We start from the raw sequence: 20,965 nt of genomic DNA on the forward strand, positions 1-20,965 counted from the left end.
GTTCGGCCTGGCACTTCTGGCAGGACGACTCGTTGTGTGGCCCGTGGCGGTTGCAGACCTTGTAGCCGCCGATGAAGTCGCTGCCCATTACGCCACCTCCGGTCCGGTCGGGTTGGTGGGGTACATGCCGGCGCGCACGTAGCGCCGACCGTCGCGGTGCAGCTCGACTTTCTCCAAGCGCACCAGCTCGCCCAGCTCGGGGCGCACGTCTTTCGGGAACCGCCCCAGCGCCAGCGCCAGACCGGCCAGGCTCATGGGGCCGCGGTTCAGCTCGCGCAGAATGGCCTGCATCAGTACCTCGTTCATGACTCCGCCCTCACGTTGTACTTGGCGCACCACTCGCGGCGGGCGTCGGCCTCTTTGCGCTGGCGCCTTGCGGCTTTGTGTGCGCTCAAGCGCTCGTACTTGGCCCTCGACAGCGCCTCCCCGGCTTCAGCGAGCGCCAGGTTCTCGGCCGCACTGGTTGGGAACGGCAAATCGAAACGGCATTCGGTGTTCGGATACCACTTGCAGTCCACAGCAACCACCAGCCCGGTCACGCGGTCGCGCACCACGAACTGGTCCGTGTATAACCGGCTGCGGGTGTAAACCTGTTTCACCCCAAACGTGTGCGGGCGCTCCCGCATGGCGTTGATGATTGCCCGTACCGGCTGGCCAATCACCGGCTCGGGCGGCGTTTCCACGGGCTCGGGTTGCTTGCGCTTGCTGAACAACCTCATGGCATCACCTCCTGTACGTCCAGCTCGCCGGTTTCAGCGTTGTATATCCACTGGTACGTTGGTAGGACGAACCCTTGCTCAACCTCGCGGAATCGCCAGCTGATTGCCTCGTACTCAATCGCGCCCCGGAGATAGCTCATTTCCGCGCGCACAATGATGCACTGGCTCATGATTCGGCTAACGCCCACGCATGCATGCTCCACAGCCCGCGCGTCCAAACGGAATCGGCCAACGCGGCGCGGTGACCTTCGATTGACCGTTTTGATCGACATTACTTATTCCTCCAAATGCAGCCCGAACACCCCGCGTCGGCTTTGCCTTCGTCCGTCAGGGCGTACTGACACAGCCCACGGTCGGCGTCTTTCCACTCGGTACGGATGGTCCGGAATCGCTTGGAACCGTCCGCCTTGAAGCCGTCAGGCACGATCACGGGGCCACTGAGAGCTGAACGGCTGCGGTTGTGGCAGCTCCGGTTAGTCTCTACTACCAGATTGTCGGACAATCTAACAGTCGTCATTGTCGTCCTCCTGCAGTTCGGGGTACACGTCGGCCATCACTTCCTCGATGGCTTCATGCAACACCCGTTCCTCGTACAATTTCTTGGCGAGCGTGAAGCCGGCCACTAGGCACGCGGTTCGATCTTCCCGCGGTACGTCGTGCGAGCTCTCCATGGTCACGGTGAATCCGTACTCCCCGTCAATCCGAGACGCCAGGCGACGTACCCACCACGCGCACCGGGAACGGAAGGTGGCTCCGGCTTGGCTACGAATGTTCAGGTGACTCCAGTACGATGCGATGATTTCGCTCATGCCACCTCTCCCAGCTCGGCCCACGTTTTCACCCGGGTAATGTGAACCGGAAAGATATACGGGCGCGTCTGCATCAGCTCTTGGCGCACCCCTTCTTTGCTTTCGCCCTTGATGTACTCGACGCGATGAAACAGGTCGGCCTCGCGGTACTCAATGCGGAAATCGTGCTGCTCGCTCATGGCTTGCCTCCACAGGTAAACGGCAGGTCTTTTCGGGCGCTGGGCTGATACCAGGCTTCGCGCACCCTTGGGGTCTGCTCTTTGGGCACCAGCGCCAGCTCCCGCTCGCACTTGTGCATTTCCAGCTCGCCCATGTGGACGCCATGCTGAACGGGTACGCCGGCTTGGCAGTGTTTGCAGGTCATGCGCGCTCCCCTCTGCCCGTAAACCAGTTCAGTGCCCGGCAAATGCCCGGCTGCTTCCACCACTCTTTGATTTCTCGGCGGCACTCCCAATCACGGTAAAAGTCCGGCCCGAGGTAGGGGTGCCACGACAAGAACACATAACCACCATCAGGCGTTCGGAGTCGGTGCGGCCTTCGGAATCCGCAGATATGGATAATCATGCCGCGCTCTCCCCCACCAACTCATAAGTGCCATCGGTCCGGCGGCGCGCCACGCCCTCGCGGATCAGCTTTCGCAGCAACACGGCGGTTTCGTGCGTGCTGAGTCCGGCTATCGGAGCCAACTGCTCGACGCCAAGGTCCGTCAGGGACAGCGCGCTCTCGATCTTTTCTTGCGGGGTCATGGCTGCACCTCCTTGCGCAACACTTCGCGTTCGTAGCCTGAGATCAGCAGCTTCAGCGCCAGCCGGTTGGTGTTCCACCACTTGCGAATCAGCGTGACGGACAGTCCCGTGGCTTTGCCGAACTCGTACACTTTGAGGCCGGTCTTCTCGTGAATGTGCGCTTCCAGCGTGGGCCGAATCATGCCGCCACCTCCTGTTGTTCTTTCGCCAGCTCGTCGAGCATCCACTGCGGCGGGTTGTCGATCCGGTACACGTACACCAGTACCCCGTTCCGCTTTTCCGTCCACTGAGGCACGTCCAGGCAGTACCCCTCGGGCGCGTCTTTGCGGTAGTCGCGCAATCGGGCGGTGACTTCTTTGGCGGGGTGCAGCCCGAGCGCGCGGGTAATGTCGAGCTTGGTCCGGGCTTTGCCGTCGAGCATCAGGCGCAACACCTGACCGTTCACACTGTCTTTCCTTGGTAGTCGGCTCATCAGTAATCTCCGTATTGTTCTTGGTAGGACTGAGCGGACAACTCTCGGAAGCGCATGAATTGACCTTGGAACGCGGCGCGCACAACGCCGGTCGGGCCGTGGCGGTTTTTTTCAAACGCCAGCTCCGCAATGCCCTTGTCTCGGGTGTCCTCGTTATAAACTTCGTCGCGGTAGAGCATGATGATAATGTCCGCCTCTTTCTCGATCTCCGAGGCGTCCGACAGGTCGCCCATGTTCGGGCGCTTGTCCGGGCGAGAATCCACGCTCCGGTTTACTTGCGCCAAGGCGACCACGGGGATGCCCAACTCTTTCGCCAGACTCTTGAGCGCGCCGACCACTTCCGTGACCTGCTCCAACTTGTTCTGCCCTTTGGCGCTGCCCTTGATCCGCTGCACGTAATCCACGAACAGCACGCCCATGTTGTAGCGGTACTTCCACTCACGAGCTTGTCGGGCCAGGCCGACGATGTTGATACTGGGCTCGTCGTTGATGAAGATTTCACGGTCCATCAGGGCGCGACTGGCGGCACTGAGTCGGGGCCACTCGTCCTCCTGCAGTTTGGCCGTGCGTAGGCGCTGGGCATCCAGCCGGCCTTGCATGGAAATCATGCGCAGACCAATCTGCTCGTTACCCTGCTCCGATGAAATAATCCCGGCGGGACGGTCGGCGGCGTGCGCAAAGTTCAGCATGAGCGCGGTCTTGCCCATGGCTGGACGTGCCCCGACAATGATTAGATCGGTGTCGTGCCAGCCGCCGGTGGCCTCGTTCAAGGAATCCAGCCCGGTTTCCACGCCGACCAATCCCTCGCTCTCGTGCGCCCGCTCCACCAGCTCGACGGCGTTGCGCAGCGCCTCACGCATGGTCCACTCGTACTTGCGACCGACCGAGCCCAACTGCATAAGCTGGCTGATCGCTGCGTCGGTGGCGTTCAGGTCTTTGTCTTCTTGAACGGAAAACAGCAGGCTTTGGGCAATGCTCGCGGCTTGCTGCAGCCGGAAATCCTTTCGGATGATCGCGCAGTAGTCCTTGAACATGGCCTTGCTGCCGGTGGCGTTACTCACCACGTTGCCCAGCACTTCCGTCATGCCAACCCCGAAGGCGGGCGTGTTCAGTTCGTCGGCCAGCGTCAGCGCGTCAAACTGCCGGTTCTGCGCAACCATGTGCTGCATGGTTCGGTAAATGTCCTGAAACGCATCGTTCAGGAACTCGTCGGGGGTCAGGTCGCACTCTTTCGCCAGGAACGGGTGGCGCACCATGGCGGCAATCACTTCCTGTTCGGCTTGCAGGCTCATAGCTCACCTCCCGTGCCGGTTGGCGCAGGGGCGTGATTGATTCCGGGGAACAGCTTTCGGACGGGTTGACGGTAGTTGTCGGCAGTGTAGACGTTGCTGGTTTGCGCCTTGGTGCTTTGGCGAGACAGCCAGCCACCAATGAACCGCTTCATGCCCGCCTGAGTTTTCCGCTTGCCGGGGTTGCTGACCAGCCAGTTGCGCATGGCCATAAACTGATCGGGAATGTTCTTGCCGGGGTGAAGGGCCACCATTTCTTTAACGAAATCGGCGGGCGCTTGGAACTCCGTACCGTCTTTGCAAAGAAGTGAAACGACTAATGGTGGTTCATATAACGGTTCACTAACGGTTTGGGTCGCATGGGTGCTACCCGTCTCGCGCATGGGTGCTACCCGTCTCTGCGCATCGGTGCTAGGGGTCGCATGGGCGCTAGGGGTCGCATCGGTGCGCGGTGCGGCGATGGCTTCCATGCATATTTGATACAGTCTTGTTGCACCGGGTGCGCCGCCAAATTCGTTGCCGACTACGGATACATAGCCCTCGTCAATCAGACCATGCAATACCCTGCGAGCCTGCGACTCACTGGTTCGCATTTTTCTGGCCAAGGTGGCAATGGACGGATGAATGGAGCCGCCGGCATCGTTACTCCAATCGGCCATGGCCAGCATACACAGCATTTTTGAGCCGCCATGAGGGAAGTTGTCCCACACCAGTGACGATACCTTTACGCTCATACCAGCCCCCGCTTGCGCTCAATCTTACGAATCTCGGCCGGGGTGCGCAGCTTGTTGCGCTGCTGGATGTACCAGCCTTGTCGGCACGCCAGTCGCTTCCACTCGCTTGTGACCGGTCCCGCGTCCTCAAGGCGCATGAGCAAGCCGAGAATCCAAATGTGCAGATTGAAGTACGCGATGGTGGCTTTGCGTTGCAGTTCGGTGGTTTTCATGGTGTAATCCTCATATTCAGATGACAGCCCCGTAGGTGTTCCCGCACCGTTGATCGGGGCTTTTTTTGCCCGTCAGTTCGCTTTCAGGCGCCCCTGCCCGTCGTACTTGCTGGTCTGTCCGTAGAACTTGCGCACCTTCTTTTGTGCCCGGTACTGCGCCAGCGCCCGCGCTTCTTGCACTTGGTTGGCCGACAATGCCCCCGCCACCACCTGCGGCGCGAGGTGCGCTTGTACTTGTTGGTCCAAACGCTCGAAATACTCTGATGATCCAAACCGTGTCATAGTCCACCCTCTTGGTTGAAAGCTGCGGCGCCCGGTCGTGATCCCCGGTATTGAATGGCACTCCCGGTATTACCCGGCTCTACACGTCACGACGGGATGTTCTCACCATTCAATTCACCGCATCTGCGATGCTCTCTGTGGTCACGGCTACATGCTCAGTGGTTAGAGCCTGCTCCGTGCAAAGGGCATCCAGATACTGACTGCTTAGGGCAGTCACTCCACACGCTCACCTGGGCGGCGGGAACCTCGCGGTACAGCGGCGAGAGCGGGACCTTTGGCGCGTGCTGCGGCTTTGACTCTATGGCCGGGAACCCAAACCCCCGGTTGCAATGAAGGGCAATAGACCGCTGAACCCGCCGGCTTCTAAACGCGCTCCGGCTCGCGCGACTGCTGTATGTCCAGCCACCCCCCGCTCGGGTGATGGCGCAATGTATGCGCATTGCGCATACTGAGTTCACACTAAGCACAGTCGCTGAAGTCCACTTGCGGCTCGGCCAACCCCCGACGAACCAGGGCGCGATAGACGCGCTCGATCTTGTCGGAGGACGCGTCGGCAAACTGACCTTGGGCCAATTTGCAGAGCCAGGAATAGGACACCCGAGTTTCGCGCTGGATGGCGGGCCACTGGCCCTTGGCGATTTTCAGGCTGGCGATGGTGCGATCTTTCAAAGTCGGTATCGGTGTCGTCATGGCATCCAGTCTAGTAGTATGCTGCTAGGATCGTCAAGCACATTCTAGCACAACAATACTAACCTCATAACTTAAAATGGAGAGGTGTTGTCAGGCACTGAAATCACTGAGGAAAGTACAATGAGCCCACGAATTGAGGTGGTGATTGGGCGGAACGTGAGGCGGCTGCGAGCGCTGCGCGGCGTCAGTCAGGCCGAGGTCGGCCGAAGCTCCATCATCAGCCAAAAAACCATGAGCAACATTGAGCGCGACGGCGAAGCCGGCTCAGTGCGTGCGGAAAGTCTCGATAAGATTGCCCGGTACTTTGGTGTGCACCCGGCTTTGCTGTTGATTGACAACTTGCCGGACGAAGCGCTGGCGAACGGACGGGTCAGCGATATGATGGTGCAGTTTGCGCGCCTGGATCATGCGTACCAGAAGCGCATTCAGGATTTGATTGCGGATTTTACTCAGTTGTCGGTGGTGCCGGCGGCAAATGAGCCAGAACCGATGTAACGTCCCGCAAGACCTCGGGCGACAGCGCCGCCAGCAAGTGTACCGCTCGCGCCATCTCCAGGTCTTCAACGTAACGCCGGTACATTTCACGATAACGCCCGTCGTGCGGCCCGCACATGCCGCCCACTCCCAGCGTGATGTACTGTTGCGACACCCCGAGCCGGTCGCACAGCTCGACGAATTGCGGCAGCGACGGGTATTGGAACGTCTTGCCTTGCGTGAGCCAGCGCCCCAGCGTCGCCATGGACACTCCCAGCTCCTGCGCCAGCGCCTCGCGCGACCACTCTGACGCGCTGATGCACTCTTTCAGTCGATCCACAAACAGGTGTTGATTTAAGACGGCCATACGTTTATCTCAGATTTTTATAAATTGGACGGTTTTACACTTGTTATTGATCACATGCTGATCTAATCTCGTCATTTACCGGCTAGACATGACCACAATAATGACAGTCTAGCTCGACGTGCGACAACGGAACGCACTTTACGCGACGGAGAGTCTGATGCCTCAACCCAAACCTGCAAGCGAACCCCACTACCTCGTCCCAGCCAGCGACCTGGCCCGCTGGCAAAGCTTTGCCTTCGATCTGGAAATCCTGCTGAAATTCCTGTCCGACGAGCGCAACCTGGCTTCCGACGACAAGCTCACGCTGGCCAGAATGCTGGCCGAGCGCAACCTGGACCATCTTTACCCAATCTGCGAACAGATGGAAGCCGCACAAGCCGATTCCCTCATGATTGTTGAACTGCCCGACAAAAGTCGCGCAACCGCCAACGTCCGCCGCTGACCGTATTTTTTCGTCAGACTAGTCTTAAACTACTTGACTCCCCTTTCAGCTAGTACTACAGTGCTAGCTGTACCACCCACAAAGGGGAACTCTCATGCACCGCGAGCCATACGATACTCACCTGCTCACGATTGATTCGGACGGCCAGTTGTCACCGAAAGAAGAAATCGAAGCGGCCGCGATTTGCCTGGGCCGATCCACCAAACAGTCCGCGAAGTTGCGGGCCGTCAGTCCAGAAACCTGCAAAAGCCAACGGACGGCGGCGAAAGCCAAAGTCGGCGCCAGCAACCAGTGCGAGTTTGTATTGACGCTGGTGGCGCGCGGCTGGCTGACGCTGGACGGAACCCCACGTTTCAGTCGATTGCATAAGGATCACGACACCATGGATTACCTGACCGAACTGTTTCACTGCACTCAAGCCCGCCTGCGTAGTCAGCCGTCGCGCACCGGAACACCGGGGGTGATTGACGCCCGCTTTTTCGGCCCCGGGCCGGGCGAAGGGGCGTTCTACGACGTACCTGCGCTGTGGCGCCAAAAAGCCGTGCGGACGGATTTCGACAATCAATGCCGACTGGCGCAGTACACCGACCGGGTGCGCGCCACATTGCAGGCGGCGGCCTAACGCCGACGCCAAGGGGGAACGACCATGAAACCAAGCGCTGCACAACACCAGAAGCAACTCGACGACGCCGCCGACCTAGAGCGGCTGATTGAGCGCAACACCGACGCCATGCGCGAGGAATTGCGGGCCGGTGGCTACTACGCACTGGAATACCGCGAAGACTTCCGGGTGGTGAAGACTGTGTACGACCGCGACACCGTGATTGACCAGATGATCGAGCTGGACAGTGACGACTTCAACATCGCCGTGATGATGATAACGCTCGGAGAGGCCGAAGGCGTGAAGCGCCTGATTAACCTCAAGGCTCGTGCCGTGGAACAACTCATCGGGCTGGCCAAGTTGCACGAGGACGCGGAGTACACGATGGAACAGAGCCGGAGGGCGGTAGCATGAAACTCTACGCCCACGGCACCACGTTCGAGTCCGCCGATTTTGACGAGGACAGCATTCAGCTCTCGTTGAAAGACCGCGACGGCAATCAAATCGAGCTGTTCTTCGACAACCTGGACGACGTGCGCGAGCTGGCCACCGAGGCCACCCGCCAGGCGGACGTGATCGAAGAGCGCGCCAAAGAGAATGAGCCTGGTCAGTGTTGGAGCTGCGAGGGCTCTGGCATGGGACCGATATTTGATAGCCGCTGCCATGTGTGCGGCGGCGAGGGAGAACTAGGATGAACGCTCTTACCCCTGTTAGCCAATTTCAGCACGACCTGCAAGCGCAAAGCGATGCCCTGAAGTCGGTGCTGCCGGACCACCTGTCGGTCGATAGATTCATCAAGACCGCCATGATGGCGATTCAAGGCAACCCTTCATTGCTGAACGCTGACCGTCAAAGCCTGTTCACCAGCCTGCAGCGGTGCGCCGCCGACGGCTTGGTGCCGGACAACCGCGAGGCCGCCTTGGTTGAGTTCAATGCCAAGCAAAAGGTCAACGGGAGAGACGAGTGGATCAAAAAGATTCAGTACATGCCCATGGTTGACGGCGTGCTGAAGCGCGCCCGTCAGTCGGGCGAGGTGGCGCTGATTACCGCTCGCGCGGTGTACCAGAACGACCAGTTTGATTATTGGGTGGACGAACACGGCGAACACCTCAAACACCGCCCCCTGTTCACTGGCGAGCGCGGCCCGATGATTCTGGTGTACGCCATGGCCAAGATGAAAGCCGGCGACGTGATTGTGGAGCCTATGACCATGGACGACGTGAACCGTGTCCGCGAGTCCAGCAAAACCAGCGGGGCTGGGCCATGGAAAGATTGGTTCGACCGCATGGCACTGAAGTCTGCCCTGCACCGTCTGGCTCGCCGTCTGCCGAACAGCAGCGAGATCATGGAAATGCTCGGGCACGACAACTGGATGTATGACTTTAACAACCGGAAAGAGCGCGACGTAACGCCGGAGTCGAAACAGGAAGCCCGCCCGGCGCTTGAACATTACCCCGCTGACCGGTTCGACACCAATCTGCCGAAGTGGAAGCAGATCATTCAAGCCGGCAGAAAAACCCCACAAGAAGTGATCGACACCGTGGAAAGCGCCGCGGTGCTGACCGACGAACAGCGCCTACAGATCATTGCGCTGGCTGCACAAGGAGAAGAAGCATGAAATTTTCACAAGGCAAAATCGTTAATCTGATTCAGGGCTCACCGGAATGGCTCGAATTGCGCGCCAAGCGGTTCACGGCCAGCGAAGCCCCGGCCATGATGGGCAAGTCGAAGTACCAGAGCCGTAACGATCTGCTCAAGCAGAAAGCCACCGGTCTGGTGCCCGAGGTGGACGCGCACACCCAGCGCATCTTTGACGACGGTCATAGGGCGGAAGCTGCCGCCCGCCCGATTGCCGAAAAGCTCATTGGCGAAGAGCTGTTCCCGGTGGTGCTAGACGATGCCGAGGGCGGCTTTCTGGCGTCGATGGACGGCCTGACCATGCTGGGCGACATTGGCTGGGAACACAAAATGCTGAACCAGTCACTAGCAGCGCAGATCGACGCGGGCGAACTGGACGAGCATTACCGCATTCAGCTAGACCAGCAATTCGCATTGTCCGGTGCCGAGCGGATTCTGTTTACCGCCTCTGACGGTACCGAGGAAAGCTGCAAGCACCTGTGGATTGAGCGGGATGAATCCCGGTTCAAGCCGGTTGAGTCTGGATGGGCGCAGTTCGCCAAAGACCTGACTGAATACGAAGCGCCGGAGTCCGAGCAGCCCAAAGCCGAAGGCAAAGCCCCTGACGCCCTCCCTGCTCTGTCCGTTCAGGTGCAAGGCATGGTCACCGCCTCCAACCTGAAAGAGTTTGAGGCCAGCGCACGAGCCGCTCTGACCAGCATCAACACCGACTTGCAGAGCGACCAAGACTTTGCCGATGCCGAGAAGGCGGTGAAATTCTGCAAGGACGTAGAGAAGCGCCTGGCCGGTGCCAAGGAAAACGTGCTGGGCCAGATGCAGACCGTTGACGAGGTGGTGAAAACCATTGACCGGATCAGCGAGGAAACCCGGCAGTTGCGCCTGAAACTGGATAAGGCGGTAAAGGAGCAGAAAGAAGCGCGCAAGCTGGCCATCCTGACCGCCGCCCGTGAGGCGTGGCAAAAGCACCTCGGGGAGCTGGAACAATCGTTGGAGCGCGAAGCCGGTGGCCTGCCCATCACCCTGTCCGTCAGCAACGCCGACTTTGCCGGGGCTATGAAGGGCAAGAAAACCATCAGCAGCCTGCAATCCGCCTGTGACGACGAGCTGGCCCGCGCCAAGATCGAGGCCAACGAAACCGCCGAGCTGATCCGGGGCAACATTCAGCAGTCAAACGAACACGCTGCCGACTACAAGTTCCTGTTCCGTGACTTTGGCCAAATCTGCATGAAGCCCGCCGATGACTTTGCCGCAGTGGTGAAGGTGCGCATTGCCGACTACTGGGCAGAACAGGAAGCGAAAGCCAAGCGTGAAGCCGAGGAAGCGGCACGGCGCGAGGCTGAACAGATGGCGCAGCAGAAAAGCGCCGCCAAGGTTGTTAAGCAGATCAATTCTGAGGAATCCGAGCAGTACGTGGCCAGCCAGGGCGGCGAAACTGTTAAATCACCTGCACCGGCGCGCACCCCGTCCGCCAACGAACTCATTGCCGTGCTGTGCCAGCACTACAGTGCAGACCGCGCCACCGTGATCGGCTGGCTGCAACAGATCGACGTGCAGGAGGCCGCATGAGCAAGCCCTACAAAATGACCCCGGCCCGCTTTCGGAAGCTGGTGAAGATTGCCGAGCAAGGAGGCAGTCGAGCGGACGCCTTCAAGGCGCTCGGCATTACCCGCACCACGTTGCTGGCCGTGTGCAAGCGGGAAAACCTAATGTCCTGGCTGGACGAGCACATTCCGAAGAAGCAAGGCTTCGCAGGCAGTCCCTACGCCGGTCAGGATCAGCGCTCGAAAGTCGATGGCGGCGAAATCCACTGGCTCAAGCCCGAGCAGGTGGCGCACCTGCCGCTGAACGTAGACCGCACTTTGCCGCACGTCAAAGCGGCCACGATGAAATGGAGAGCTGCCGCATGAGCAAGAAATTCACCCTCACCCCGGAGCGCTTCAAAACGCTGGTGAGCGTCGCCGAAAACGGCGGCAGTCGAGACGACGCCGCCAAGGCATTGGGCATTACCCGCCCGACACTCTGGCGCGCGTGTAAGCGTGAGCTTCTAGAATCGTGGCTGGAACAGAACATACCCAGCCGCCAAGGTGCGGGCGGCGGGCCAAAGCCGGGGCCGCGACCGTACCGGCGGAAAGAGAAGCCGAAGCCCGTTGTCGCCCCGCTTGTTGTGCCGAGCGACCCAAAAACTCAATGGCTGACCAAATCATGGAGAGCTGCCGCATGAACCGCTTTAACCAAGACTTTGCCGCGATATTCCTTTCGCCCGAGGATCGGCGGGTGATTAACAATCCCGAGGCCATCCGGGCGGCGACCGACAAAGACTGCCGGGCCGTGAACCGGCGCGAGGACGAGCCGAAAACCTACGCCGTGGTGAATGGGGAGATTAAGCAGATTGGGGGTGAGGTGTGATTGACGTTATCCAGAGATTGCATCGTGAGCGTGATGCACTCGAAGCAAAGACGGAAAAGCTATGCAAATTCATTTCGTCCCGGAGGCATGAGGAATTGCCGGATTTCCAGCGTGAAATGCTGGTTGCTCAGTACCACGCAATGCAAACCTACCTTGGGATTTTGAAGTTGCGGATCGCGGACCTTATGACACCGGAGCGTGCGAAATGAGCATCGAACTAAAACCCTGCCCATTCTGCGGCGGCGAAGCTGAAATGATGGGCGACCAGTATCCGTATGTTGAGTGCCAGGAGTGCAATGTCAACTTTTCAGCGAACCATTCATACGAATTTGACCAAGATGACGCGGCAAGCAACTGGAATAGCCGCCGCTTCGGCCAGGACAAAATGAAACGAATCGCAGAATCCAAGGTCCGCCAACTGGGCGGCGATGTTTGCGGGGTGCTGGTGCGCAAAGGCGAGAAACTGGCTGCTGTGGATGAGCATGGGCGAGTGATGTGGCTGGATAGCTGGGGTGAAGCCGCCCGCGCTCAGGGTGATGCGGAGCCGGAGTCTATCTGTCCGCGATGTAAAGGCAAAGGCCGTCACGTAACTGGCCCGATAGACTGCCCGGCCATTCAGGTCTGCCGAACGTGCTCGGAAACGGGTTGCGCGCACCCACAACCACCCAAGCAGGAGGGCTCTGGCGATGAGTGATCCAGTAATAAGTCGGGTTCGACGGTCTATCAACGAGGCCAGAAATAAAGGCGGGATGCGGGTAGGGATGCCCAAAGTGACCATTAGTGCGGCGGACGCAGAAAGGTTGTGTCTCATGGCTGAGAAGCTCAAACAAGCCGAGGCGCGGGTGGCGGAGCTGGAGGGAAGCGTCAAGCACGCCATCGGCTGGATTGATGGCGACTTGCGAGAAATCATCCGCGACGTTGGCAATCAGATATGCAGTTACAACGATTTGTATGAGTCCGCAGACAGGATCGAATACATGCTGTCTGAAGTATTCCGCAAGCAAGCCGACGAAGCCGAGAAGGCGGGAGGTGAGCATGCTTAACGCATACAGTTTCCACAATGGTGAGCCGATTGATGGGGCCGTGCTGGTGTTCGCGCCGAGCTTCAAAGTGGCGAAGAAGCTGGCCTACCCAGTGGTGCGGGACTGGAGCGGCTGCGAGTACACCGAAGTCAGAGGCTATCGCATTAGGCACGACGAGTGGCTGAAAGCGAATGCCGCTGACAAACTGAAGCTGGCCGCCCGTACCCCTCATGTCATTGAGAGCCCGCCAGCCTGTAAGGGCTGCGATCTATGGCATGACGAGCTAGATAGCTCCGGGCATTGCGAAACGTGCGCGGAGGAACGGGAGGAAGAGGCGTGAGCAAGCGTGCCTGGTATCGCTGCAATGAGCGCAAGGCAAAGGCGCTGATCGAGCAGGGTTACAAAGTGCGGATTGAACGTGGGGTTTGGTATTACAAGCGGAGAGCGAGAAAATGAGCGAGCGATTGTTACGAATGTCAGAAGTAATGAACCGGGTAGGATTACGTCGGACGGCGATTTATGACAAAATCAGCCGAGACGAATTCCCGCACCCCATCAAACTCGGTAACGCGTCCCGCTGGGTGGAGTCGGAAGTGGACGCGTGGATCGCGGCCGCTGTCGCCAGCCACCGGAAAGCGGGCTGAGTTCAAGCAAACGAAAAAGCGGGTACATAAGCGGGTACAAACCACGTACCCGATACCCTCACCCCAGCAACGACAAGGGCTGCAGCTCGAAATGCCAAAGAGGTTTATTGTTTGGCATGACTATTCGCTATCGTCCGTAATTGTCCGTCAGCCCTTGTCACGACTGAGTTTTGCGCGTTATCCTTGTCCGTCACAATCCGCCTAAAATCGCCCTTATTCGGGGAAAAAGCGGGTACAAAAGGGGGTACGCTTTCGAGCGTAAAAAACGAGGAAAATCATGGCACTCACCGACGTGTCCATCCGAAAAGCCAAGGCCACCGACAAGCCGCTCAAGCTGACCGATGCTAACGGCCTGTTTTTATTGGTGCGCCCCAACGGCTCGAAGCTGTGGCGCTACCGCTACCGGATTGCGGGCAAGGAAAATACCTTCGCCCTCGGCGCGTACCCGGAGCTGGGACTGGCCGACGCTCGGGCGGCGAGGGACGAAGCGCGAGCATTGGTCAAGCGGGGCATCCACCCGTCCGTGGTGCGGCAGTCCGAGCGGGCCAAGGTGGTGTACCAAGGCGCGCAAACCTTTGAGGACATTACCCGGGAGTATGCCAAGAAGAAGTCGCGCAAGTGGTCGAAGGTCTACACCGATCAATTCATCCGGGCGATGGAGCTGAACGTGTTTCCGTCGATTGGCCGGTTGCCCATTCGCTCGGTCAACAGTGCCCACATTCTCAGTATCCTGAACGCCATGGATCAGCGCGGGGCCACGGCGCACGCGTTAACGGTGCGGAGCTGGTGCGGCCAAGTGTTCCGGTACGCGGTCGCCACGACTCGAGCCGACTTAGACCCGTCGGCTCCGCTGAAAGGCGCGCTGCAGAAAAACGAAGTGAACCACGCCAAGCCGTTGCCGTCCGATGGCATTGCCGACCTGTTGCCGCGACTGCGCACCTACAGCGGTCGCCGGGCCACGGCCATTTGTGTGGAGCTGCTAATGCTCACCTTTGTGCGCACCGCCGAAATGCGTCAGGCCGAGTGGCGCGAATTCGATTTTGACACGGCCATCTGGAAAATCCCGGGCGAAAAAATGAAGAAGCGGCGCGTCCACCTGGTCCCGCTGGCCACGCAAGCCGTGCAACTGCTGAGAGAGCTGCACACACTGACTGGGCGCGGTCGATACCTGTTTCCGAACCAGCGCCGCCCCGAGGCCGCCATGAGTGCACGCACCGTCAATCGGGCGCTGGAAATCATGGGCTTTGAAACGGGCGAGCTGACCGGGCACGACTTCCGGGCCACGGCCACCACCCACTTGCATGAGTTGGGGTTTGATCCGGCGCACGTTGACGTTCAGTTGGCGCACGCGAAAAAGAGCGCAACCGACGCCGCGTACAACCACGCCGTATACTTGCCCCAGCGCATTAAGCTCATGCAAGCCTGGGCCGATTACGTGTACTCGCTCTCACCCAGCGCCCCCTGATCGGGGGATGCTCGCGGTATTCCGGCGCGTGCTATGCTCAAACTTTCATCGGACGAGGTAGAGCGATGTTCTGGTTAGGGGCTCATCAGGATTTTTGGTACAGCATACTGCTGTCGGCGGTGTTGATTGTGGCCTTTCCGGTCTGGCGCAAATTGCGGCCGAAGGGCTATCACATGGAGATGGGCTGGATGGACTGGTGCGGGTATTACTTCTTGCGAGGGATGGCCATTACGTTGATCGGCGGGGTGGCCGATTGGCCGGTGGTCATGGCCTCCGGGGTTTGGCTTATGTGCGGACTGTACCCGCTGGCCGTCCTTGGCCTGCTGGGTAAGATTGAGGACCTTCGGGTGACGCTGGTGCGCGCCTGGCGGGAGCGTTAGTCGTCCAGCTGGCTGTACCGCTTGTTGAACTGATCAAACGCCCGCTTCATTAACTGCTCGACTTCTTGCAGTTTGGCGTCTTTCTCGGCCGCGCTCAGGTCGCCTTGAGCCTCGATGCGGTCGCGCTTCTTGCGCAAGAGTTGCAGGCGCTTTTCGGTCGCCTTCATTACTCCGTCCAGTCGCAGCTTGTTGCCGTGATCCCGCAGGAACCGCACGCGCTCCGGCCCGGTCAGGGCGTTCCTCTCCGCTTTCAGCTGGTTGATTTCGTCCCGCCGGTCGTAGAACTTCGACTGATCTTCATACGGCAGCACCCGGCCGTGGAGCTTGCGAAGAAACGGCACTTCGCGTTCCTCCAGCTCCACCCCTTGCAACCACTTGGTCGCAAAGTTGGGCGTGCGGTTGGTGAAGAAGTCATACGCGCCGCCGCCGTAGTAGCCCACCAGATAATCCATTACGTCCGGGCTCAGGTCCACGGCGCCGCTGCGGTAATCGCTGCCACCGGTGGCGCTGTTCAGCCCTTTCGCCAGCTCTTTGTAGAACTGCGGAGTGCTGCGGAACGATAGGGCGCTGTCCGGCTTCGGCGTACCGAACGGGAAGTTCTCTTTGTAGAGCGGCCCGCCCATGAAGTTTTCGTTCATGCCGATGGACACAATCGGCTTCAGCACCGTTGGCGCGATGTTCTTGCCGATCAGGCCGTGCAGCTCGTCCGAGTCTTCAAAGCCAATCGGGGAGAAGCTGCCGAGCGCACCCAACGTCAGGTTGGTGGCGATCTTGCCTGCCGACTGACTGCTGAACGCTAAGTGCTCCAGGCTCAAGCCAGCCAGTGGGAAAATGTTGTACCCGTAAGGCAGCGGAATCGTCCAGTATTCGCCCGGCTCACCGCCGTACAGCGACTTCATAATGACGATGTTGCGCTCTTTCACGTAGTCCGGCACCTTATCCCACCAGTTTTCGCCGTCGTCGTCCTCGCCAGCCACCAGCCGGTTCAGCATGGACAGCGCGAAGCCGCCGACCGCCATGCCCGCCGCAATCTTCTGCGCGGTGTTAAAGCGGCTCCACAGCTTGTCGCCCTTCTGGCCGTTCAGTCGGCCCAAGGTGCGGACAAAGTTCGCAGTGCCCTGCACGGAGGCGTTGGCGAACATATACAGCGCGTTCATGGTGGTGCCCAGTTCGCCGCGACGGTTAAAGTTGACCGTCATGTTCTTGGCCAGCGAGGCCGCCCGAGTGCGGGGGATGCCCGCTTGCACGGCGTTGACGTAGGCCGCCAGCCGCACCCCGTTTTCAATGGCCGAGTTGGTGTGCTCCACCCAATCGGTGACGGCATGGAAGGCCCGACGGCCCATGTTGGTGGCCCCGCCGCTGGCCATGGCAATCATGGTTTCCAGCTCGGCCCGCTGCCCGTCCACGTCCTTCATATCGAACCAGCCGGTTTTCGCGCCGTCCGCCCGGAAGCGGTCAAACTCTCGCTGCATCTCGCCGCTGCGCCCGGTCAGCACCTTGTCGCCTTTCAGTGAAGCGTTGATGGCGCGAATGGCGAACGGCACGTCCTTGAGGGTTTGGGCCACGATGGCCTTGCCTTTGGCCTTGCCGCCCTCGGCCGACTGCTCCGACGACAGGTTCAGCAGCGCGGTTTGAATGTCCCGTGAGAAGTTGGAGATCACGAACTCCGGGTTGTAACTGGTGTTCAGTGACGACATTAGCCGGGTAACGGCACTCAGCGAGCGCACCAGCAGACCGGCGTTGTCCGGCCCCAGGTTCTTCATGGCGACCATCAGGCGCGGATCGCTGATCTTGATGTAGTAGGTGTCGCCGTTCACCTTGGTGGTGAAATAGCGGTCCTGCATCATCGCCATCGGCACGACAGTTTCGCGCACTTCGATCTTGGTCTTGCCGGTTTGAGGGTCTTTGACCTTCACCGCCTTGCGCTCCACTTCGGGATTGTCGGCGGTGTAGATTTGCCACAGGTCGCTGTTCGGATGGTCGTGCACCAGCTTCAAGAAGGTGTTGCCGACTTCGTTCTTGCGGTGGCGCAGCACGGCTTCGGTCAAGTCGCTGACTGCGTTGGCCACAGGAGAGGCGGCCTTGCTCTTGCGGCCGGCGGCCATCTTCGACTCAGGGCCGGAAATGGCAAAGCCCTTGCCGGCGTGCGGCAAACTGTCTTGAGTTTCGTCGGTGGCAAAACCTTTAAGCGGCACGTAGAAGCGATAGCTCTGCTCCCACGCCCCCCGCGTATCGTCGTCCAGCAGGCCGTTCTCGTTCAAAATCTCACGGCGCTTGGCGAGCATGGCGTGGACTTGGGCGGCCAGCTCCTTGTACTGCCCCAGCTTGCCGTCCTGATCCACTCGGTTAATGATGGCGGCCGCTTCGGCGTTGGTCATGCCCGAGCCCCCATCCGGCAGCTTGGGGTTGCGCTGGGCGATCACTCGGTTGCGCTCCGGGGCGTGCATGGCGTACAAGAATTCGTCCAGTGACGGCAAACTCACGCCGTACTCCGACATTTTCTTGGCCAATGGCTCGATCATGGATTCACGCAGCAGGCGCAGGTCGTTCTCGACTTTACCGTGGAACAGTTCTTCCGCCTGGTAGGCGTTGGCATCCTCGGCAATCTCACCGTGCGCGGCCTCGATGTTTTGCTGAATGCCTTTCAGCACCGTGAACTTGTCGGCAATCAGCGCGACGGCCCGACGAATCAGGGTGTCGTTGGCCGTCTCAAACGATTGAGGGTCACGCTGGGCTTGACGGCTAAAGCTCGGGGCTGACGGGCTTACGCCATCAGCTGTTTCGCCGCCTGACTCAGTTCGCGCTGCAGAGATTCTTTCTCGGATGCGGTCAACTGAAGGGGCTTTGCGGAAGTGGCCAGCTTCGCCTTGGGTGAGTGCGTCGATGCCGTAGCCAAATTCTTCTTGGAGGTAGTCATTCAGGGAATCTCCGTGTTTACGCCACAAATCCTGACGCATTTTCTCGGTAAGTGCAAGCTGCCCGTCTTGACCAAAGCCGGTCAACGTGCTGGCGCCGACGACGTTGCCGCCGTTCGCTTCGATATGACCGCGCAGACCCGCCAGCGTACCCCCCATGGTCATGGTGTCGTCCACAACAAGATAATCCTGACCTGCCTGCACAGCCCCCTCGAAGACGGCATGATTGGCTAGACGGTAATCCGCCCCGGTGCCCGTTCGGCGTGCCCGGACCGACTGAATGATGGATTCGTTCAGTGGTAGATTGAGTGCTTTGGCGATTTTCGCTGCGTAGGCCAACGGAATTTTGTTGCGCCCACTGGCTTCTTCAGCAAAGACGGCCACCACTTCCGGCGCCCGACCGTCCAGCATCTCCCGCACACGCTCTATCGCCTTGTCCGTCACCACGTCGTCCACCAAGCGGCGCGCAGCTTCCACGTCACCCGCTTTTGCTGCGGCGTAATCCGGGTGTTTGTCGGCCGATCCAAGCGGTGCTGCAAACGGCACCCTGGGGAACGCGTCAGGCCAAGGCGCGCGACCACTGCCGGATCGGCCCGTCCGGCTGAACCGAATGTCCGCATTGTCGGGGTCGAAGGTGCCGGTGTTGCCAATGGCGGATTTGATCTGTCTGGCCTCGAACGCCACATACACATCGGACGCTTCCTGCAAATTACCTTTGTCGTCCATGGCGGCGCTGTCGGTCATACCCTTTATAATCAGGCCATCGTTGCCCGCTTTCTTAGCGGCGGCGATTTCCCGGGTAATCAGCCCGTCGTCAAACGCCGAATCCGGCTCAAGCTCCACCACCCTCGGGTTGCGCAGGCTCAGGTACACCTCTTTGATTTCGCCCTTCTCAAACAAGGCGGGGTCAATGTACCGCTTCAGGTCTTGGTCGATGTTAAACCGGTCGTCCGTGTAGCTGGTTGCGTTATCGTCTTGCAGTCGTTCCACCATTTGCTCGGTGGCGAATTCCCGGCCATCGGTTTCCAAGTCTTCTTCCAGCCCCACCGTGCGGGCCAGCTCCGCAAACCGTTCGTCGCTCAGTGCGTCAATTTGCCGCTGGATTTCGGCGTAATCCATGCCTTGGCGCTGCGCTTCCTCGCGGAATTGAGACGCCAGGCTGTGACTGGACGTGAAGAAAAAGCCCTCTTTGGCCGAGGCCGCCCCGGTAAAGGCGCCCAACTTCCCAGCGTCAAACTCTGCAAACCGAGCGCCCGTGCCGTGGTACAGCTTCAGTGGTTCGCCATTTTCATCGACCGCTTTACTGTTGCCGAACCATTGCTTAAAGGCGTCGGTGTTGGTTTGCCTGGTGCGGCTGAACATGGCCTCGGCTTGCGCCACCTCGTCGTTGACCGCTTGTACCGATACCACGCTTTCGTCCCAAATGACATAGTTGTGGGTGGTGCCATCGGCGGCATCTGTACGACTGTCGCCGTCACGGTAGCGTAGGCCGGGAATGCCGAGGCTGCCAAGGTACAGCGAAGCCAACTGGTGCGAGGTTTTGGCTTTGCGCCAATCGGGATGCTGTTCAAGCGCCTCCAATACGGGGTTGTCCCAGCCAACAGCGGCTTCATTCGCCCACTGCCGTACCTTTTCGTAAAGGTTTTCCCCGCTATCCAGTGCCCGCCGGACCTTACTTAGCTCCTGCGTAACCTGGCTCATTAGCTTCTTTTCGTGATCGGTCGGCTTGCGCCCTTTCGCCTTGGCTTTCAGGCTGTCGGCGATTTCGTTAATGCTCTCCTTGGCAGCGTCCAACTCGTCAAGTATCGGCTTGAGTTTCGCTTTCACGTCGTCGGGCTGCTCTGAAATCCGCTTGTCGTAGTCCAGCAAGTCGCCGTCGTCGGGAATTTCGACTTCGTACAGGTGGCCCTCGCCGTCCAGCTTTTGCAGGTTAACCGGCTCGCCCGACGCGTCGTATTCAAACGTCCAGCCCAGCGCCTCAAAGCGGGCGCGGTAGTCTTCGTGCACGTCCGGATCGGCCTCGGCGGCCTCGGAGAATTCCAAGTACAGGTCTTGCACGTCCTGCGGTAGCTGCTCGTAGTTGGCAAAGTAATCGGCTTGTGCGGCGGTCACGTTGCGGCGGTAATAGTCGGCCACCGCTCGGTTGCCGGCAAAGTACAAGCCCCAGCCATAGGCTTGCGCGCCTTCGCCGGTGCCGATGGCTTCCAGTGAGAACTTATCAAACCGGTGCGGCGTGCCGTGGTACGCGCGCCGGAAATGGTTGTCCGCCTCGGACGGACGCGAGACGCCGCCGTGTTCCACCACCTTTTGCGCTCCTGCCAGAATGCCCAAAAGGTCAGCTTCGGTCATGTCCAGCGTAAAGCCAAGTTTTCTGAGGCCGTCGCGCACGGCGGCGACAATCCGTGTCCACAGCTTGCGGTGCTGGCCGGTTTCGGCCAGGTGCGCCAGCAGTTCCTCGGCCACGGTCAGGCGGTGGTTGACGTTGCTGGCGCTGAAGTTGCCCTTCGGGTAGTAGTTGCGAATGATCTCTTTCGCCTTGTCCGACTTGGCAAAGGCCATATACACCCGGTTCAGCAGCGGCTTCAGTTCAGCGCCCAGCATCGTGCGCAGACCGTAGTGGCCCACGACTTCGTGCAGCACGACTTCTTCCAGTGCGGC

The 20,965-nt window shown here is 59.7% G+C and carries 34 protein-coding genes; 17 read left to right on the top strand and 17 right to left on the bottom strand.

Going from position 1 to position 20,965, the window contains the following annotated elements; translation table 11 throughout:
- Positions 1 to 87: 87 nt before the first annotated feature.
- The 15 genes from ACN0RL_RS16500 to ACN0RL_RS16570 form a co-directional block, all read right to left on the bottom strand.
- On the bottom strand, positions 88 to 306 hold the full coding sequence (locus ACN0RL_RS16500; protein ID WP_417518784.1) for a hypothetical protein: 219 nt from the start codon (positions 304 to 306) through the stop codon (positions 88 to 90).
- Positions 303 to 719, bottom strand: a complete 417-nt coding sequence (locus ACN0RL_RS16505; protein ID WP_417518786.1) for a hypothetical protein — start codon at positions 717 to 719, stop codon at positions 303 to 305. The genes ACN0RL_RS16500 and ACN0RL_RS16505 overlap by 4 nt, the downstream gene beginning before the upstream one ends.
- Complete coding sequence (locus tag ACN0RL_RS16510) at positions 716 to 991, bottom strand: hypothetical protein (protein ID WP_417518788.1); 276 nt, start codon at positions 989 to 991, stop codon at positions 716 to 718. Before ACN0RL_RS16510 ends, ACN0RL_RS16505 begins: the two co-directional genes overlap by 4 nt.
- Complete coding sequence (locus ACN0RL_RS16515) at positions 991 to 1,236, bottom strand: hypothetical protein (RefSeq protein ID WP_417518790.1); 246 nt, start codon at positions 1,234 to 1,236, stop codon at positions 991 to 993. The genes ACN0RL_RS16510 and ACN0RL_RS16515 overlap by 1 nt, the downstream gene beginning before the upstream one ends.
- Positions 1,223 to 1,528 (bottom strand): hypothetical protein, encoded by a 306-nt coding sequence (locus ACN0RL_RS16520; RefSeq protein WP_417518792.1) that lies wholly within the window; start codon positions 1,526 to 1,528, stop codon positions 1,223 to 1,225. The genes ACN0RL_RS16515 and ACN0RL_RS16520 overlap by 14 nt, the downstream gene beginning before the upstream one ends.
- Positions 1,525 to 1,707, bottom strand: coding sequence for a hypothetical protein (locus ACN0RL_RS16525; protein ID WP_417518794.1), 183 nt, complete (start codon positions 1,705 to 1,707; stop codon positions 1,525 to 1,527). The genes ACN0RL_RS16520 and ACN0RL_RS16525 overlap by 4 nt, the downstream gene beginning before the upstream one ends.
- Positions 1,704 to 1,892: a hypothetical protein gene (locus ACN0RL_RS16530; RefSeq protein ID WP_417518796.1), complete on the bottom strand. Its 189-nt coding sequence runs from the start codon at positions 1,890 to 1,892 to the stop codon at positions 1,704 to 1,706. The genes ACN0RL_RS16525 and ACN0RL_RS16530 overlap by 4 nt, the downstream gene beginning before the upstream one ends.
- Positions 1,893 to 2,088: 196 nt before the next feature.
- Entirely contained in the window at positions 2,089 to 2,274 is a 186-nt protein-coding gene (locus tag ACN0RL_RS16535) for a hypothetical protein (RefSeq protein ID WP_417518798.1), read from the bottom strand.
- Positions 2,271 to 2,456, bottom strand: coding sequence for a hypothetical protein (locus ACN0RL_RS16540; RefSeq protein ID WP_417518800.1), 186 nt, complete (start codon positions 2,454 to 2,456; stop codon positions 2,271 to 2,273). The genes ACN0RL_RS16535 and ACN0RL_RS16540 overlap by 4 nt, the downstream gene beginning before the upstream one ends.
- Positions 2,453 to 2,746 carry a hypothetical protein gene (locus tag ACN0RL_RS16545; protein WP_417518802.1) on the bottom strand — a complete coding sequence of 98 codons (294 nt, stop codon included), beginning with the start codon at positions 2,744 to 2,746 and terminating at the stop codon, positions 2,453 to 2,455. The genes ACN0RL_RS16540 and ACN0RL_RS16545 overlap by 4 nt, the downstream gene beginning before the upstream one ends.
- Positions 2,746 to 4,038, bottom strand: a complete 1,293-nt coding sequence (locus tag ACN0RL_RS16550; protein WP_417518804.1) for a replicative DNA helicase — start codon at positions 4,036 to 4,038, stop codon at positions 2,746 to 2,748. Before ACN0RL_RS16550 ends, ACN0RL_RS16545 begins: the two co-directional genes overlap by 1 nt.
- Positions 4,035 to 4,769 (bottom strand): helix-turn-helix domain-containing protein, encoded by a 735-nt coding sequence (locus tag ACN0RL_RS16555; RefSeq protein WP_417518806.1) that lies wholly within the window; start codon positions 4,767 to 4,769, stop codon positions 4,035 to 4,037. The genes ACN0RL_RS16550 and ACN0RL_RS16555 overlap by 4 nt, the downstream gene beginning before the upstream one ends.
- On the bottom strand, positions 4,766 to 4,981 hold the full coding sequence (locus ACN0RL_RS16560; protein ID WP_417518808.1) for a hypothetical protein: 216 nt from the start codon (positions 4,979 to 4,981) through the stop codon (positions 4,766 to 4,768). Before ACN0RL_RS16560 ends, ACN0RL_RS16555 begins: the two co-directional genes overlap by 4 nt.
- 72 nt (positions 4,982 to 5,053) lie before the next feature.
- Positions 5,054 to 5,263 (bottom strand): hypothetical protein, encoded by a 210-nt coding sequence (locus ACN0RL_RS16565; protein WP_417518810.1) that lies wholly within the window; start codon positions 5,261 to 5,263, stop codon positions 5,054 to 5,056.
- 459 nt (positions 5,264 to 5,722) lie between these two features.
- Positions 5,723 to 5,932 (bottom strand): hypothetical protein, encoded by a 210-nt coding sequence (locus ACN0RL_RS16570; protein ID WP_417518812.1) that lies wholly within the window; start codon positions 5,930 to 5,932, stop codon positions 5,723 to 5,725.
- 141 nt (positions 5,933 to 6,073) lie between these two features.
- On the opposite strand from ACN0RL_RS16570, the gene ACN0RL_RS16575 reads away from it, so the two are divergent.
- Positions 6,074 to 6,448 (top strand): helix-turn-helix domain-containing protein, encoded by a 375-nt coding sequence (locus ACN0RL_RS16575; RefSeq protein WP_417518814.1) that lies wholly within the window; start codon positions 6,074 to 6,076, stop codon positions 6,446 to 6,448.
- On the opposite strand, the gene ACN0RL_RS16580 is transcribed toward ACN0RL_RS16575, so the two are convergent.
- Positions 6,399 to 6,794: a helix-turn-helix domain-containing protein gene (locus tag ACN0RL_RS16580; RefSeq protein ID WP_417518816.1), complete on the bottom strand. Its 396-nt coding sequence runs from the start codon at positions 6,792 to 6,794 to the stop codon at positions 6,399 to 6,401. The two genes, ACN0RL_RS16575 and ACN0RL_RS16580, sit on opposite strands and share 50 nt — an antisense overlap.
- A gap of 157 nt (positions 6,795 to 6,951) precedes the next feature.
- On the opposite strand from ACN0RL_RS16580, the gene ACN0RL_RS16585 reads away from it, so the two are divergent.
- The 16 genes from ACN0RL_RS16585 to ACN0RL_RS16660 all read left to right on the top strand — a co-directional run bounded on the left by ACN0RL_RS16585 (position 6,952) and on the right by ACN0RL_RS16660 (position 15,392).
- The gene (locus ACN0RL_RS16585; protein WP_417518818.1) at positions 6,952 to 7,236 is read left to right on the top strand and encodes a hypothetical protein; all 285 of its coding nucleotides are present in this window, start codon (positions 6,952 to 6,954) and stop codon (positions 7,234 to 7,236) included.
- Positions 7,237 to 7,330: 94 nt separating this feature from the next.
- Positions 7,331 to 7,858: a helix-turn-helix transcriptional regulator gene (locus ACN0RL_RS16590; protein ID WP_417518820.1), complete on the top strand. Its 528-nt coding sequence runs from the start codon at positions 7,331 to 7,333 to the stop codon at positions 7,856 to 7,858.
- A 24-nt stretch (positions 7,859 to 7,882) separates the two neighbouring features.
- Complete coding sequence (locus ACN0RL_RS16595; RefSeq protein WP_417518822.1) at positions 7,883 to 8,251, top strand: hypothetical protein; 369 nt, start codon at positions 7,883 to 7,885, stop codon at positions 8,249 to 8,251.
- Entirely contained in the window at positions 8,248 to 8,532 is a 285-nt protein-coding gene (locus tag ACN0RL_RS16600; protein ID WP_417518824.1) for a hypothetical protein, read from the top strand. The genes ACN0RL_RS16595 and ACN0RL_RS16600 overlap by 4 nt, the downstream gene beginning before the upstream one ends.
- Complete coding sequence (locus ACN0RL_RS16605) at positions 8,529 to 9,455, top strand: recombinase RecT (RefSeq protein WP_417518826.1); 927 nt, start codon at positions 8,529 to 8,531, stop codon at positions 9,453 to 9,455. Before ACN0RL_RS16600 ends, ACN0RL_RS16605 begins: the two co-directional genes overlap by 4 nt.
- Positions 9,452 to 11,041 carry a YqaJ viral recombinase family protein gene (locus ACN0RL_RS16610; RefSeq protein ID WP_417518828.1) on the top strand — a complete coding sequence of 530 codons (1,590 nt, stop codon included), beginning with the start codon at positions 9,452 to 9,454 and terminating at the stop codon, positions 11,039 to 11,041. The genes ACN0RL_RS16605 and ACN0RL_RS16610 overlap by 4 nt, the downstream gene beginning before the upstream one ends.
- A complete protein-coding gene (locus ACN0RL_RS16615) occupies positions 11,038 to 11,382 on the top strand; it encodes a hypothetical protein (RefSeq protein WP_417518830.1) in 345 nt (114 codons plus the stop codon). Before ACN0RL_RS16610 ends, ACN0RL_RS16615 begins: the two co-directional genes overlap by 4 nt.
- Positions 11,379 to 11,696 (top strand): helix-turn-helix domain-containing protein, encoded by a 318-nt coding sequence (locus ACN0RL_RS16620; protein ID WP_305895596.1) that lies wholly within the window; start codon positions 11,379 to 11,381, stop codon positions 11,694 to 11,696. The genes ACN0RL_RS16615 and ACN0RL_RS16620 overlap by 4 nt, the downstream gene beginning before the upstream one ends.
- Positions 11,693 to 11,881, top strand: coding sequence for a hypothetical protein (locus ACN0RL_RS16625; RefSeq protein ID WP_417518832.1), 189 nt, complete (start codon positions 11,693 to 11,695; stop codon positions 11,879 to 11,881). Before ACN0RL_RS16620 ends, ACN0RL_RS16625 begins: the two co-directional genes overlap by 4 nt.
- Positions 11,878 to 12,090 carry a crAss001_48 related protein gene (locus tag ACN0RL_RS16630; RefSeq protein ID WP_286872086.1) on the top strand — a complete coding sequence of 71 codons (213 nt, stop codon included), beginning with the start codon at positions 11,878 to 11,880 and terminating at the stop codon, positions 12,088 to 12,090. Before ACN0RL_RS16625 ends, ACN0RL_RS16630 begins: the two co-directional genes overlap by 4 nt.
- Positions 12,087 to 12,575: a Lar family restriction alleviation protein gene (locus ACN0RL_RS16635; RefSeq protein ID WP_417518835.1), complete on the top strand. Its 489-nt coding sequence runs from the start codon at positions 12,087 to 12,089 to the stop codon at positions 12,573 to 12,575. Before ACN0RL_RS16630 ends, ACN0RL_RS16635 begins: the two co-directional genes overlap by 4 nt.
- On the top strand, positions 12,568 to 12,924 hold the full coding sequence (locus tag ACN0RL_RS16640; protein ID WP_417518837.1) for a hypothetical protein: 357 nt from the start codon (positions 12,568 to 12,570) through the stop codon (positions 12,922 to 12,924). The genes ACN0RL_RS16635 and ACN0RL_RS16640 overlap by 8 nt, the downstream gene beginning before the upstream one ends.
- Entirely contained in the window at positions 12,917 to 13,243 is a 327-nt protein-coding gene (locus ACN0RL_RS16645; RefSeq protein ID WP_417518839.1) for a hypothetical protein, read from the top strand. Before ACN0RL_RS16640 ends, ACN0RL_RS16645 begins: the two co-directional genes overlap by 8 nt.
- Before the next feature lie 112 nt (positions 13,244 to 13,355).
- Positions 13,356 to 13,547 carry a helix-turn-helix transcriptional regulator gene (locus ACN0RL_RS16650; RefSeq protein ID WP_417518841.1) on the top strand — a complete coding sequence of 64 codons (192 nt, stop codon included), beginning with the start codon at positions 13,356 to 13,358 and terminating at the stop codon, positions 13,545 to 13,547.
- A 277-nt stretch (positions 13,548 to 13,824) separates the two neighbouring features.
- Complete coding sequence (locus ACN0RL_RS16655; protein WP_417518843.1) at positions 13,825 to 15,012, top strand: tyrosine-type recombinase/integrase; 1,188 nt, start codon at positions 13,825 to 13,827, stop codon at positions 15,010 to 15,012.
- 65 nt (positions 15,013 to 15,077) lie between these two features.
- Positions 15,078 to 15,392: a hypothetical protein gene (locus ACN0RL_RS16660; protein ID WP_417518845.1), complete on the top strand. Its 315-nt coding sequence runs from the start codon at positions 15,078 to 15,080 to the stop codon at positions 15,390 to 15,392.
- Here the strand turns inward: ACN0RL_RS16660 and ACN0RL_RS16665 are convergent.
- A complete protein-coding gene (locus ACN0RL_RS16665) occupies positions 15,389 to 20,947 on the bottom strand; it encodes an LPD38 domain-containing protein (RefSeq protein WP_417518847.1) in 5,559 nt (1,852 codons plus the stop codon). The two genes, ACN0RL_RS16660 and ACN0RL_RS16665, sit on opposite strands and share 4 nt — an antisense overlap.
- Between the last annotated feature and the right edge of the window lie 18 nt (positions 20,948 to 20,965).

The organism is Marinobacter sp. (assembly GCF_048259445.1).
Classification (GTDB): domain Bacteria; phylum Pseudomonadota; class Gammaproteobacteria; order Pseudomonadales; family Oleiphilaceae; genus Marinobacter.

Coding starts and splice junctions, on each gene's coding strand:
- ACN0RL_RS16530 (WP_417518796.1), bottom strand. CDS start 1,892: ATGACCTGCAAACACTGCCAAGCCGGCGTACCCGTTCAGCATGGCGTC.
- ACN0RL_RS16580 (WP_417518816.1), bottom strand. CDS start 6,794: ATGGCCGTCTTAAATCAACACCTGTTTGTGGATCGACTGAAAGAGTGC.
- ACN0RL_RS16545 (WP_417518802.1), bottom strand. CDS start 2,746: ATGAGCCGACTACCAAGGAAAGACAGTGTGAACGGTCAGGTGTTGCGC.
- ACN0RL_RS16590 (WP_417518820.1), top strand. CDS start 7,331: ATGCACCGCGAGCCATACGATACTCACCTGCTCACGATTGATTCGGAC.
- ACN0RL_RS16640 (WP_417518837.1), top strand. CDS start 12,568: ATGAGTGATCCAGTAATAAGTCGGGTTCGACGGTCTATCAACGAGGCC.
- ACN0RL_RS16575 (WP_417518814.1), top strand. CDS start 6,074: ATGAGCCCACGAATTGAGGTGGTGATTGGGCGGAACGTGAGGCGGCTG.
- ACN0RL_RS16585 (WP_417518818.1), top strand. CDS start 6,952: ATGCCTCAACCCAAACCTGCAAGCGAACCCCACTACCTCGTCCCAGCC.
- ACN0RL_RS16560 (WP_417518808.1), bottom strand. CDS start 4,981: ATGAAAACCACCGAACTGCAACGCAAAGCCACCATCGCGTACTTCAAT.
- ACN0RL_RS16565 (WP_417518810.1), bottom strand. CDS start 5,263: ATGACACGGTTTGGATCATCAGAGTATTTCGAGCGTTTGGACCAACAA.
- ACN0RL_RS16535 (WP_417518798.1), bottom strand. CDS start 2,274: ATGACCCCGCAAGAAAAGATCGAGAGCGCGCTGTCCCTGACGGACCTT.
- ACN0RL_RS16550 (WP_417518804.1), bottom strand. CDS start 4,038: ATGAGCCTGCAAGCCGAACAGGAAGTGATTGCCGCCATGGTGCGCCAC.
- ACN0RL_RS16635 (WP_417518835.1), top strand. CDS start 12,087: ATGAGCATCGAACTAAAACCCTGCCCATTCTGCGGCGGCGAAGCTGAA.
- ACN0RL_RS16615 (WP_417518830.1), top strand. CDS start 11,038: ATGAGCAAGCCCTACAAAATGACCCCGGCCCGCTTTCGGAAGCTGGTG.
- ACN0RL_RS16540 (WP_417518800.1), bottom strand. CDS start 2,456: ATGATTCGGCCCACGCTGGAAGCGCACATTCACGAGAAGACCGGCCTC.
- ACN0RL_RS16500 (WP_417518784.1), bottom strand. CDS start 306: ATGAACGAGGTACTGATGCAGGCCATTCTGCGCGAGCTGAACCGCGGC.
- ACN0RL_RS16595 (WP_417518822.1), top strand. CDS start 7,883: ATGAAACCAAGCGCTGCACAACACCAGAAGCAACTCGACGACGCCGCC.
- ACN0RL_RS16555 (WP_417518806.1), bottom strand. CDS start 4,769: ATGAGCGTAAAGGTATCGTCACTGGTGTGGGACAACTTCCCTCATGGC.
- ACN0RL_RS16505 (WP_417518786.1), bottom strand. CDS start 719: ATGAGGTTGTTCAGCAAGCGCAAGCAACCCGAGCCCGTGGAAACGCCG.
- ACN0RL_RS16650 (WP_417518841.1), top strand. CDS start 13,356: ATGAGCGAGCGATTGTTACGAATGTCAGAAGTAATGAACCGGGTAGGA.
- ACN0RL_RS16525 (WP_417518794.1), bottom strand. CDS start 1,707: ATGAGCGAGCAGCACGATTTCCGCATTGAGTACCGCGAGGCCGACCTG.
- ACN0RL_RS16600 (WP_417518824.1), top strand. CDS start 8,248: ATGAAACTCTACGCCCACGGCACCACGTTCGAGTCCGCCGATTTTGAC.
- ACN0RL_RS16510 (WP_417518788.1), bottom strand. CDS start 991: ATGTCGATCAAAACGGTCAATCGAAGGTCACCGCGCCGCGTTGGCCGA.
- ACN0RL_RS16660 (WP_417518845.1), top strand. CDS start 15,078: ATGTTCTGGTTAGGGGCTCATCAGGATTTTTGGTACAGCATACTGCTG.
- ACN0RL_RS16655 (WP_417518843.1), top strand. CDS start 13,825: ATGGCACTCACCGACGTGTCCATCCGAAAAGCCAAGGCCACCGACAAG.
- ACN0RL_RS16620 (WP_305895596.1), top strand. CDS start 11,379: ATGAGCAAGAAATTCACCCTCACCCCGGAGCGCTTCAAAACGCTGGTG.
- ACN0RL_RS16520 (WP_417518792.1), bottom strand. CDS start 1,528: ATGAGCGAAATCATCGCATCGTACTGGAGTCACCTGAACATTCGTAGC.
- ACN0RL_RS16645 (WP_417518839.1), top strand. CDS start 12,917: ATGCTTAACGCATACAGTTTCCACAATGGTGAGCCGATTGATGGGGCC.
- ACN0RL_RS16605 (WP_417518826.1), top strand. CDS start 8,529: ATGAACGCTCTTACCCCTGTTAGCCAATTTCAGCACGACCTGCAAGCG.
- ACN0RL_RS16515 (WP_417518790.1), bottom strand. CDS start 1,236: ATGACGACTGTTAGATTGTCCGACAATCTGGTAGTAGAGACTAACCGG.
- ACN0RL_RS16610 (WP_417518828.1), top strand. CDS start 9,452: ATGAAATTTTCACAAGGCAAAATCGTTAATCTGATTCAGGGCTCACCG.
- ACN0RL_RS16625 (WP_417518832.1), top strand. CDS start 11,693: ATGAACCGCTTTAACCAAGACTTTGCCGCGATATTCCTTTCGCCCGAG.